Source organism: Nocardia sp. NPDC041819, from assembly GCF_055590505.1.
Window position 1 is genome coordinate 82980 of the sequence record NZ_JBVJAP010000006.1, and the last position, 11173, is coordinate 94152.

At 68.2% G+C, this 11173-nt stretch carries 11 protein-coding genes and 1 pseudogene; all 12 read right to left on the reverse strand.

All coding sequences use genetic code 11. From position 1 onward, the window contains the following. Window positions 1-23: 23 nt before the first annotated feature. The 12 genes and pseudogenes from ACZ6DL_RS19350 to ACZ6DL_RS19405 all read right to left on the reverse strand — a co-directional run bounded on the left by ACZ6DL_RS19350 (window position 24) and on the right by ACZ6DL_RS19405 (window position 11173). A complete protein-coding gene (locus ACZ6DL_RS19350) occupies window positions 24-827 on the reverse strand; it encodes a metal ABC transporter solute-binding protein, Zn/Mn family (RefSeq protein WP_466052818.1) in 804 nt (267 codons plus the stop codon). Further along, the gene (locus ACZ6DL_RS19355; RefSeq protein WP_466052820.1) at window positions 806-1630 is read right to left on the reverse strand and encodes a metal ABC transporter permease; all 825 of its coding nucleotides are present in this window, start codon (window positions 1628-1630) and stop codon (window positions 806-808) included. The genes ACZ6DL_RS19350 and ACZ6DL_RS19355 overlap by 22 nt, the downstream gene beginning before the upstream one ends. Window positions 1631-1644: 14 nt before the next feature. Then, complete coding sequence (locus tag ACZ6DL_RS19360; RefSeq protein ID WP_466052822.1) at window positions 1645-2280, reverse strand: ATP-binding cassette domain-containing protein; 636 nt, start codon at window positions 2278-2280, stop codon at window positions 1645-1647. 125 nt (window positions 2281-2405) lie between these two features. Beyond that, window positions 2406-2939, reverse strand: a pseudogene (sigC, locus tag ACZ6DL_RS19365) (RNA polymerase sigma factor SigC); the annotation flags it as partial. A 388-nt stretch (window positions 2940-3327) separates the two neighbouring features. After that, window positions 3328-3771, reverse strand: coding sequence for a hypothetical protein (locus tag ACZ6DL_RS19370; protein WP_466052824.1), 444 nt, complete (start codon window positions 3769-3771; stop codon window positions 3328-3330). Window positions 3772-4009: 238 nt separating this feature from the next. Beyond that, the gene (locus tag ACZ6DL_RS19375; protein WP_466052826.1) at window positions 4010-4672 is read right to left on the reverse strand and encodes a YcnI family copper-binding membrane protein; all 663 of its coding nucleotides are present in this window, start codon (window positions 4670-4672) and stop codon (window positions 4010-4012) included. 222 nt (window positions 4673-4894) lie between these two features. Continuing rightward, entirely contained in the window at window positions 4895-5461 is a 567-nt protein-coding gene (locus ACZ6DL_RS19380) for a DUF8020 domain-containing protein (protein ID WP_466052828.1), read from the reverse strand. 408 nt (window positions 5462-5869) lie between these two features. Then, entirely contained in the window at window positions 5870-7123 is a 1254-nt protein-coding gene (locus ACZ6DL_RS19385; RefSeq protein ID WP_466052830.1) for a lipase family protein, read from the reverse strand. A gap of 192 nt (window positions 7124-7315) precedes the next feature. Further along, window positions 7316-8113 (reverse strand): SDR family NAD(P)-dependent oxidoreductase, encoded by a 798-nt coding sequence (locus tag ACZ6DL_RS19390; RefSeq protein ID WP_466052832.1) that lies wholly within the window; start codon window positions 8111-8113, stop codon window positions 7316-7318. After that, window positions 8110-9051 carry a diacylglycerol/lipid kinase family protein gene (locus ACZ6DL_RS19395; RefSeq protein ID WP_466052834.1) on the reverse strand — a complete coding sequence of 314 codons (942 nt, stop codon included), beginning with the start codon at window positions 9049-9051 and terminating at the stop codon, window positions 8110-8112. Before ACZ6DL_RS19395 ends, ACZ6DL_RS19390 begins: the two co-directional genes overlap by 4 nt. Beyond that, window positions 9036-9770 (reverse strand): HAD family hydrolase, encoded by a 735-nt coding sequence (locus ACZ6DL_RS19400; RefSeq protein ID WP_466052836.1) that lies wholly within the window; start codon window positions 9768-9770, stop codon window positions 9036-9038. Before ACZ6DL_RS19400 ends, ACZ6DL_RS19395 begins: the two co-directional genes overlap by 16 nt. Beyond that, window positions 9767-11173, reverse strand: coding sequence for a nucleotidyltransferase domain-containing protein (locus ACZ6DL_RS19405; protein WP_466052838.1), 1407 nt, complete (start codon window positions 11171-11173; stop codon window positions 9767-9769). The genes ACZ6DL_RS19400 and ACZ6DL_RS19405 overlap by 4 nt, the downstream gene beginning before the upstream one ends.

The following is an 11173-nucleotide window of genomic DNA, read 5'->3' on the forward strand; positions in this document are numbered from 1 at the left end:
CGCTTTCCTCCCGGCCCGTTCTGTCAGGACCGGGAGAACGCCTTCTTCAGCGTGTTCGCGGCATTCCGATAGACAGACAGCAGGTCCTCGCCCTTTTCGGGATAGTTCACGATCGACACCTGTGCTACACCCGAGTCCGGCAGCACGGTGCCGGTGGACATGTGCGCGTTGTCGAGCACGAACCGCGGCTTCTTCGCCGTCAATTCCGCCAGCTGACCGGGCGTGACGGCTTCAGGACCATAGGTACCCACGATCTGCGCACCGGCCAGGTCGGCTGCCCACGTCGAGAACACCTGGGCGATGACCGTCGGCTGCTTCCCGCCCGGCCATGCCGAGCGGACGTCCCCGCCGAGCTTGTCGTACTCGCTGCTGAACGTCGCGGTCCACGCCTGCGCCGCCTCGGTGGTGCCGAAGCGCAGGCCCAGCGCTTGCACCTGGGCTTTCACCTTGTCCGCCGAGTTGTCCAGATCGACTTCGATCAATTCGGCCCTCGATCCCGCAGCTTCCTCGATTTTGGCCGCGAACGGCTCGAACGGCGCGTAGAGCACGAAATCCGCCTCCGCCACGGCGGTCAGATCAGACGGCTTGGGATCGTAGTCCGGAGCATGATGAACCGATGGCGGAACGATGACTTTCACGTCCTCGGCGCCCGCCGCTTCGGCGAACGCCGCCTCCCAGGTCGTGGTCGCCACGACCACCGGATGAGCGTGGCCATGGTGGTCGTGTCGCTCGCCTTCGGAGCTGGAACAGCCGCTCAGCAACACGATTGCCGCGACCGCGCTCGTCGTCAGGCTCAAACCGGCGGTCAATGGTCGAAAGCGTGCCATGAGAGTGTTCTCCGTTCAGGAATCAGATGAGCCGCGAAAGCAACTGCGCCCGCGGTAAGGACCAGCACCGGCCCAGGAGGAAGGTCGAAGGCCAGCGCCAGAAGGAATCCGACGAGATTCACGGCAACGCCGATACCGACACTCCAGACGATGATCGAAATCAGCGAGCGGCCCAACCGCCGCGCAGCGAGCGCCGGCAGCAATGTGAGCGCATCCACGAGAAGCGCACCGGTCAGCCGGATCGCTCCGGCCACCGCAACCGCGATCAGCACCAGCAGAATCAGCGTGAGCCGCCCCACCGCCACACCGGAAACCAACGCCAGCTCGCGATCGTGCAACAGCAGCGCCAGATCACGTCTTCGCCACCAGAACAGCACAGGCACCACCACCGCGAGTACCGCCAACATGACGACGTCCTGGACTCGGACCGCGAGAATCGAACCCCACAGCAGCGAAAAGGCCGCCGAAGCGTTCACTCCCGCCACCGCCAGCACCAGCAACGCCGCCGCGACGGCCAGACTCATCAGCAGCCCCATCGCACCGGAGAGCGTTTCCGGCGTGCGGGCCAATGGACTGATCCCAGCCCCGGCGGCCGCGCACGCGAGCAGGCCGCACAACGCCGGATCCCATCCGGTCAGCATGCCGACCGCAGCACCCAGCAGCGCGACGTGCATCATCGCGAACCGAACCGGGATGATGTCCAGTCCCACGATGGCGACGCCGACCACCGGCAGCCCGACCGAGCCCACCAACAACGCCACACCGGCACGCTGCACCGACCCCATTCCGAGCAGATCGAACACCTGCGCAGGCCCGTTCACGACGATTCCCGCAGTCGGCCCGCGGCCATCTCCAGGACTCGGTCGCAACGTCGCGCCATGGCGCGGTCATGGGTGACCACGATGAGCGTGACAGGTAGCTCCGTGAGTACGTCGGCGGCCTCTTCTTGGCCCGCGAAATCGAGTGCGGCCGTGGGTTCGTCGGCCAGAACGACGCGCGCACCGGCTGCCACGCACCCTGCCGCGCGGGCCAGGTGCATACGCTGCAGTTGCCCGCCCGAGAGCGTATCGAGTGGTCGGCCGAGGAACTCGCCTACGCCCAGCCGCGTCGCCATCGCCTGCGCGTGACGGGCGTCTCCGCTAGTGGCCAAGAGCTCACCGGCCAGCAGCGGAAATCGGCCCGCGGCGGGCCGCTGGGGAATCCACCCGCACACCCGCCGCCGCCACGCGCGGTCCGCCGAGGTGCGGCCACCACGACCTCCGACGGAAATCTCGCCCCGCACAGCCATGTGCAGGCCGATCACCGCGCGCAGCAGCGTCGTCTTGCCGGAGCCGTTGGTGCCGGTCAACGCGACCCGTTGACCGGCAGGTATGTCGAGGTCGACATCACTGACCACGTCGACACGTCCGTGCCGACACGACACTCCCCGCAAGCGCAGGCTCAGCCCTGCCATCACCCCACCTCCTTTCGGGCCGTCACCCGCACGCCGACCGGTGTGCCCGGAAGTAGTCGCACCACCACTCCCGTCGGTTCCGCGAGATGATCTTCGTCGGCGGGCCCATCGATTCCTCGCACTACCGAAACAAGAGTTTCGCGGGCACGGGCCACCCTGGAACGAATCGTGCCGACCGGACAACCCACCGTCTGCGCCGCCTCGGCGTAGGACATACCCAAGACTTGGGTCAAGACGAACGCCTCGCGCCGCTCTTGCGGCAGACCGCACAGCAGGTCGTTCAACGCCACCTCTTCGGCGAAATCCGGTGCACGCTGATCAGGGCGCTGCTCGAGAACTTGCGACCATTCCGGCACCTGAGTCGTCCTCGGACGGGCGGCGACATTGCGGAACCGATCCACCACCACGCGGCGAGCGATCGACAGCAGCCAGGTTCGTGCGGTCGAATTCCCGGCGAACCGCGGCAGACTGCCCATAGCCCGCAAGAACGTCTCCTGGGTCAGGTCGTCAGCGGATTGAACATCGGTCAGGTGCGCGACGAAACGCCACACATCGCGCTGCGTCGACTGAATGAACTGCTCCAAAGCTTTTCGGTTGCCGGCACCTGCCGACAACGCCAGCGCGGTCAGGAGTTCGTCGGACATCCGCGTCCTCCACATCGACGCGTCCGGCACAGGGGAAGGCGCTCAGCGCTTGCAAGCGATCGAGGAGAAGGACCGTCGCCGCGGCAGACAGCCGACAGCAGAGAAAGAGACAACATTCGCACAATTTCTGTTCACGACACCGCCATTCGGTGGTGCGGAGAGACCGGCAGCCGGACGCGTGGTGCGCACACCGGCACAGAGGACCGACTGCCGCTGGACGGGAAGCCGGGCGTGCTCACCGGCGTCGCGGCAGACCCTGACGGCTTGCGCACGCGCATCGATGACACGAACGGCTACGTTCGCCCGGAATACCGGCATCGCTGAATACCGCCGATCGACAATCGGTCGGACAGCGTCTGCCTCTGCGGCAGCACAAGACGCGGGTGCTCCCGATGGCGAACTCTCAGAACTGGACCGCGGCCACCGGAGGCCCACGCCGCGCCATCACATGACGCAGTACACCCTCGCGGAAGGCCTCGATGCGGTGGTCGACTTCCGGCACGGTTCGGGGGTCGTTGTCGACCGACGGATGCACCAGAACCAGAAACAGAGGCGCCAGGATCCGTGTGTACAGCGCCGCCAGGATCGCGAAGAAGGCGACTTCCCCGCGCCACAACCACACAGCGCACACCAGCGCGGCCGTGGCGTGCGCGGCGAACATCGTCACAGGGTCGCTCTGCAAGTCAACGGTTTCCGTCGCAGCGCCGTGCGCGGTCGACATCGACGCCATGCCGAACCACACGTGCAAGACCGCCTGCATCAGCGCCAGCCCACCGCCGATGGCGAAGAAGCCACGCTGGCGATCGGCCAGCGCCCACGCCATCGAACCCGTCGCGGCGAACGCCACCGTCGAAGCCGACACCGACACACTGTGCCCCGCCGAGGCCGCGTGCCCCAGCGCCGACAACAACACCGCGATCCCCGCGAACACGACCGCACGTGCCGCGCGCGCGTTCCGGGGCGCGGGCACAGTGTTCATAACGCCGTCCATCATGACACTCACATGCCTGAACTGTCCCGCGGGGCTTCCACCACGATCTCGCCCGCAGGGCCGGGCAGACCGATCACGCAGCGGCCGAGCATGATCAGGACCTGCGACGAGCCACCCCCATGCCGAGTGCCGCGAGCAGGCCCAAAGCGCCCAGCACGATGCCGATCCCACCGAGCCAGCGAGCGGTCGTATCGCTCGACGAGCTCGGACCGGACGCCGCCGACTGGATGTCACCATGGTTGTCGACGCCACCGGACTGCTTGGCAGCCAAGGTCAGCGAAGGAGCTGGACGTTCCGGCTCGGACCCGTCGCCGTCCGCCTTCTGGTCCCAGCGCACGACCTGACCGTCCGCGTAGGTCTGCACGGCGGGGATCGTCACCGTCTCGACGTCCGGCAACCCGTTCGCGAGCACGGAGAACTGCCCGAACTGACTCGGCCCGATGCCACCCCCGGCATCAGCCGTCCAGGTGACGTCGGTGACGTTGCGTCCAGTGTCTTTCCGCACTACAGCTTTCCATCCCGGCACAGCTTCGGTATCCGCCGCTGTCACCCCGGGAATCTGCAGCGCAACTTCGACCGTGGGGCTACCGGTGCCCGACTCGTTCGGCACCCGGAAAACCAGGACCCCCGATCCACCGCGAGACGCTTCAGGCCCAGAGACAGTGATGTGCGCGAGCGCTGGAGCGGCCGGCACGGTCGCCACGAAGGCCGCGACAGCGCCTGCCGACGCGGCACGCACCAACCAAGAACTGTTCATCGTCGAGACCTCTCCTTCACGGCGAGAAAACGAGCGCAACAGATGTTCGCCGACGACGATATGCCACGGCTGACGCGGAACCTCGCATCTCCGGTGAGCGCCGCCGTGGCGAAGAGGGCCCACCGCGAGCAGACGTGGCGGATCAGCTGTCCACGGTGTCGTTCCGCTCGGGCGTCGCGGAGGGTCCGGCACCCGACCACGACTTCCGGATCTGTCAACCGCTCAGTGAGTGTCGTTCCAGAACTGGATACCGGCTGCGATCAACGCCGGGACACCCACGATGACGGTGCCGGCCACCGCGCCCATGCCTGCCAGTGCGGCGCCGGTGATGAGGCAACCGCCGATCGCCGCCGGGACCGCGAGCAGGCCGATCGACACGACACCGCCGGTCGCACCGCCGACGATGCCGCCGGCGACGCATCCGATGCCGCCACCGATCGCACTACCCAGCAGGCTGCCGACAGTCGCCGCTGCCATCATCGACATGCTGAAGTTGCCGAGGGCCGCGTTGTAATTCGGATGAGACAGCGCATCGATCTCCTGCGCCGTCGCCGCGCTGATCGGGTGCGCGTCGGCGGGATCGGTGCTCGGGGTCAGTGTGACGGTGTCGCCGTCGAGCTGCGCTGCGATCGGCATCGCGCTGCCGCCGTGGACGTAGGTCAACGGAAGAGTCGCGACGGACGTGCCGCTGCGATCGATGAACTGCAGATGACCATCGCCGACGGTCAACGCCCCGGCATCCATGGTGAGCACAACCGATCGGTCGACCACGTTTGCCTGAAAGTGCACGTCCGGAATTTCTTGCGTGGGATCCGCCGTCGCAGTTCCCGCCGAGACACACAATGCCGAGATGGCCATGGCGGCCACCGCAGCGCCCTTGCGAAACATCACTGTCGTCTCAACTCCCGATTTCCTTGTGGCAGCGCGGAATCGCAGCCGTCAAAAGGTCGGAGAAGTCGTCGAACCAGTTCCTGATGTGACACACAACACATGTCGGAGGTCGGCCCTGGCAACTCCAGCGCCCCGGCTGCAAGCCAGTCGCTCACAGCCACCTCCTACCGCCGCAGCGCTGTCGGCCAGTAACTCGAAAGGCGACATCGGCTCGCAGTGACAGCGCGGACGGTCGGCACCGAACAGTTGGGCTGAGAACCCTAGCCGAGACTCGCCCGGCACGGCTTGTCGGTAAACGCGCGCTGGTCAGCAGTTGGTGGGGGCGGGTTCCGCGCGAACCCGGGCGTCGAGCCACTGCATCACCGCGGGTGCGCCCAGGACGGCCGGGGCCAGATGCTCGATGGCGGGTTCCTGTCCAACCGTAGGCACCCGAAGCGTCTGCACCCGCACCCCTGCCGCGCACCAACGGCGGACGGTGTTTTCGATGGCAGCGACCGGAATCTGCTGGTCGTCCGGCGAATGCCATTCGAGGATCGGTGTATCCGGCACCCCGGCGTAGAGTTCCAGGCTGTTCTCCTCGACCACCGATCGGGCTTCGCGGCTGTCGAGGATCGAGGTGCTGGTGAGGTACTCGCCGGCACTGCCGCCGATACCCGCGGCGAGGATATCGTTGCTGCAGCTGTTCGCCATGGCCTCACCGACCTCGAGGCCGCGCGGGTTGAGATACGAGCTGATCGGCAGCCGGTCCGGATACTCCCGCTCCAGACCGATCGCCGCCGCCATCGCCAACCCGAACGAGGGGTGCGGGTTCAGCCCCAGCGCCTCCGCCATCGACACCAGGTTCATCGGGGCACCGCCGATGGCCGCGCCCGCCAGCTTCAGCTCCGGTGCGTACGTCGGCTGCAACGCGGCAGCCCATGCGGTGGCCAGGCCACCGCCGGAGTAGCCGGTCATCACCGTGGGGCTGTCCTGCAGTTCGAGTGCGGGCAGCCGCTTCACTGCCCGGATGCCGTCCAATACGATCTGGCCACCCAAACGCGCGGCCCCGAGCGCGACCTGCGGTCCGAGATGATCCGGCAGCGCGACCTGCCAGCCCTGCGCCAGCGCCACGTTCAAGATCGGCGTGGTCGCCATCAGATTGGGATCGTCGCCGTACAGCTCGTGCGATACCGCGCAGCTGGTACCGAGCGCATTGATGAAGTGCTGATACGACAGCAGCGGCCCGCCGGACCGGTGGCCGAAGGGGGTGAGAACCGTGGTCGTGGCCGCGATCGGCGCCCCACGCGAATTGGTGGACCGGAATTTGACCAGCGTGACGGCGGAGCCGGGGAAGATCGCCAGCGGCGGCATTGCCCGCACGCCGAGCACATCCCCTGGTCGATGGGCCGCCAGATCCGCCGGGGCGGCATAGAAGGGGTCCGGATCGGGTCGCGGATACAGCGGTTCCGCCGTTGCCGTCGTCGCCAGGAGCAGCGCGAGTGCCACACCCCCGATCGCGCTACAGGACCGACATGAACCGCTGCGCCTGCTGCCGCGTGAAAGAAGAAACTGCCGGATCATGACCTTGACCTCCACGGGTAGTTCGCGGCGTTTCGTCGACCAGCCAGCTTGCATTCAAATCCGACATCGTGAGCAAATCTCGAGCGACACGCCGAATGGACGCACATCTCGCGGCTCGCGGGCGTGCGGATGGTCGGCGGCCGAACGTCTCACCCGCGGAAACCTGCCTGGCCGCACAAGAAGGCGGGCGAATCACCGGAGGACAGGCTTCGGTCGAAAACCGTAGTATCGCCACACCATTCGCTCGTATACGCGGCTCGGAAGCAGCCTCCGGGTCCAGAAGGACAAGCGGACGTCACGGCCGCACAGGTAGGTCTGCCGTGGCCGGTCCGAGGCCAGGATCGTCACGACCTTGCGGGCCACGGCGGCGGCGGGCTGGCCCGCGGCCAGGTAGCCGCGTACGAGGGTCAGCACGGCGGCACGGTCGTGGTCGTAGGCGGCGATCGGACGCGACACGTGTACCGCCGTGTCGATGATCGGGGTGACGGTCCACCCGGGGATGAGTACCGACACATGGACGCCCGTCCCGGCGGCCTCCGTGCGCGCGGCTTCGCCGATCCGCTCCACAGCGGCCTTCGTGGCCGAGTACCAGCCACCGTAGGGCTCGGCGACAGCGCCCGCACCCGAACTCACGACGATCACGCGGCCCGCCCCTCGGGCGCGGAACAACGGCAGCACCGCGCGCAGTACGCGGTGCGTGCCGAGGACATTGGTGTCGTAGAGCGCCGCGGCCTCGTCGGGTGTGGTCTCCTCGACCGCGCCGACGACGCCGTATGCCGCGAACGTGACGACTGCCTGGATGCTGCCGTGCCTGGCGTGCACGTCGCGAACCCAGCGGTTCACCGCCTCTTCGTCGCGCACGTCGACCCGAGCGATTCCGGACGCGGCGACTCGGTCGCATCCTTCGACCGTGTACCCGAGCGCCGCGAGATGGTGCATGGTAGCCGCGCCCATGCCGTTGGCGGCTCCGGTGATGAGCACGACCGTCACGCGGCACACACCTTCAGTACGCGCGGCAGGACCTCCAGCCGCGCCGACTCCACCATCGTTATCTCGCCGTCCAGTTCCAGCGGCGCCGGACGATCCGGTCGCAGCTCCACGACCGAATCCCGATGGCATACCGCCAGCCGCGACCGCCGGAATCGGCCCGCGTACAGGCCCGCGACCAAGCCGAGCGTCCGGAGCCTTCCCGCCTCGGCCCAGATGTTCACGTCGAACCGGCCGTCGGCGCGCGTGACCGCCGTGTCGTAACGCATGCCGCCCGCGAAGTGCACGCTCTTGAGCACGCCGATGTTGGTGATCGGGGCCGCATGGCTCCAGTCGCGGCCACGCACCGCGACCGGCAACGGCCGATGGGTGGCGATGGTGGTCAGCGCGGTGGCGAGGATGGCCGCCTCCACGCTGCGCGCCTTGAGCCGGCCGACCACCCCGGTGGCCTGGTTGAACGAATGATTGCCCGCGGCGACCAGTCCCATACTCGCGTTGAGCAGGAAGTAGCGCACCGCGCGCGTGCCGTCGGCCAGCAGTACGCAGGCCTTGCCCACGTCGACGAGTTCGGTGCGCGCGGCGTCGATTCGCACCGGAACGGCCGCGATACGCCCGCTGTCGGGCACGGGTTTGTGGAAGTCGTTCGAGCTGCCCAGTCCCACCGCGCCCAATGCGGAGCCGGGGGCGCGCGGGCGATCGGTGGCCGGGTTCATGAGCGCGTTCAGCACCAGGTTCACCATGCCGTCGCCGCCCGCGGCGACGAGCACGGACGGCGGATCCGGCCGGGTGACGGCCGCGTGCACGAGTTCGGTGGCGTGCCGGGCGTCGGCGGGCAGTTCGACCGCCAGATCCGAGTGACGGGCGCGCAGCGCGGATTCCACCGGCTCCCAGCGTCGCAGCGCGGTGCCCGCGTTCGCGCGCGGGTTCAGGACGACGAGCACGAATCCTCCTCGATGCCGAGCCATCGGCGTAGTGCGCGATGGTCTCCCGTGGTGACCAGCCCGGTCCGGGTCACGGCTGGTGGTATGTCGGTGGCGCGCGCGCCGATCAGGAAGACGGGGATGCCCAGCTGCGCGGCGGGGCCATCGTGGGCCGGGTCGTTGCCGACCATGACGCAGTCGGCCGCGACGGCGCCCAGTTGGTCGAGCAGTTCGCGATAGAACTCGAGCCGCGGCTTGGCGCGGTGCATGGTGTCACCGCTGGTGACGAAGGCGAACGAGGTGAGATCGATTCCGCCCCAGCGGATCCTGGCCTCGACGGTGCTGCGCGGCCACAGCGGATTGGTCGCGACCACTTGCCGCGCCCCTGCCTCGGCCAGCCCGCGCACCGTCGCCACCGCCGCCGGGCGCGGCGGGAAACACGCGCGCAACCGAGCGAATTCGACCTCCGCGAGCCGGGTCAGGCGGTCCGTGACGACGTCGCGGCCGGTGCCGAGGCGTTCGGCGAGCAGCCGGACCATCAGCTCGGTGTTGGTGTGGTCGCTGTCGTTGGCCCGCACGTCACCCACCGTGCGGCGCAGCAGCGGCAGGAAACGATGCGGTGGAACCAGATCGCGGAACGCCCAGGCAGCGCCCACGGGCATCAGTGTCGCGAAGGCGCGCCGCCGCTGCCCGATCAACGTGCCGTCCAGATCCCACAGGACGGTCGCTCGTGAACTCATTCCTGGCTGTCCAGTACCGCTTGGAGATCGGCTCTGGTCAGCCCGAGGCGAGCGGCGTAAGCGTCGATGCCGGGTGGCGCGGACCGCGCACCGCCGAGTCCGGTACGGGACCGGAGTTCACCGGCATATGCCGCGCCGAGGTCGTAGACCGTCTTGGCCAGTGCGGCGGGGAACAGCCACCGGCCGAGGTCACGCTGGAACACCCGGGTCAGCCGGTAGGGCGCGATCAGCCGGGCGCCGACGGCGGCCAGAGCGCCCGGGTCGCGCAGCGAACTCATCCGGGCCGCCTCCGCACCGGGGACCAGCAGCAACCCGGACCACAGCCGCCCGAAGCCGTCCAGTTTCTCCCGCGCGTCGGCGGTCATATTGAATTCGGTGTAGGCCTTCTCGATCCGGGAGGTGTGGGTGGAACGGCTGCGCAGTAGCGTGTGCGCGTCGGCGACCTTGCGCGTGGTGTCGGCGCGGGTGAATCGGTCCACGCGCGGCGCGATCCGGTCCAGCAGCGCCGCGAAGTCGGGGTTCGGCACCAGGCGGTGTGCGAGCGCGAGGGCGTGGTACATCAAACTCTCGCTGCCCGCCGCCGCGATCCGGTCGGCAAGCAGGTCGTAGTCCAGGTCCGTCCCCGCGTATCGGGCCAGGTTCCAGATGTCGCCGAGTTCGCGAACGCCGGTCTTGTAGTAGGGCAGGTGGATACCCAGATGGTGCAGGTTGTCCTCGTGCGCCATCGCCCACGCGGGTACGCCGTGGAAGTCGATGGGCCGCACGCGGTTCCAGATCGCGGTGTAGTCCACCGTGTAGGGCGCCAGGGGCGTGATCAGTCCCCAGTGCGTGCCCACCACGAGCGCGCCGTCGCGCGAGACGAACGACGGCAGGTGGTGAGATCGTTCGAGCCGCATCTTGGGCGCCTTGCCCAGCAACTCCGATGTCGCGAACAGGCCGAGTTCCCGGTAGATCTCGACGGCTGTGTCGATCTGGTCCGGTTCCAGAAGAATGTCCAGGTCGTTCATGCGCTTGTAGCGCGGGTCGCGGTAGATCTCGGTGGCGAAGAGCATGCCCTTGAGCACCACGCAGCGCACGCCCCGTTCGTCGAACCGCCGTAACAGCTCCACCGCTGCGGCCAGGCGGCGGTCGTTCGCGGTCGCGATCCGCTCGGTCGTGGCGTCGAACCGTACCCGGACCAGCGGCGGCACGAGCTCGTAGACCTCGGCGGCGATCAGCGAGCGCCGCGCCAGCGGAACGGTCGCGTTGAGCTGCGCCAGCTCGAAGAAGGCCGCCCAGTCGGTGACCCGGTGGGCCAGCTCGACCAGTTCGGCGCGTTCTTCTCCGGTGGGTGCGGCCAGCGCGGCGTGCACCAGCAGCCGTTCGGCGTCCGTCCCGCCCGCGGCTATCACGGTGTCGGTCAT

Excerpts from the sequence above, each read along its gene's own strand:
- ACZ6DL_RS19350 (WP_466052818.1), bottom strand. The coding sequence starts at position 827 with ATGGCACGCTTTCGACCATTGACCGCCGGTTTGAGCCTGACGACGAGC.
- ACZ6DL_RS19360 (WP_466052822.1), bottom strand. The coding sequence starts at position 2,280 with ATGGCAGGGCTGAGCCTGCGCTTGCGGGGAGTGTCGTGTCGGCACGGA.
- ACZ6DL_RS19375 (WP_466052826.1), bottom strand. The coding sequence starts at position 4,672 with ATGAACAGTTCTTGGTTGGTGCGTGCCGCGTCGGCAGGCGCTGTCGCG.
- ACZ6DL_RS19385 (WP_466052830.1), bottom strand. The coding sequence starts at position 7,123 with ATGATCCGGCAGTTTCTTCTTTCACGCGGCAGCAGGCGCAGCGGTTCA.
- ACZ6DL_RS19400 (WP_466052836.1), bottom strand. The coding sequence starts at position 9,770 with ATGAGTTCACGAGCGACCGTCCTGTGGGATCTGGACGGCACGTTGATC.
- ACZ6DL_RS19405 (WP_466052838.1), bottom strand. The coding sequence starts at position 11,173 with ATGACCGACACCGTGATAGCCGCGGGCGGGACGGACGCCGAACGGCTG.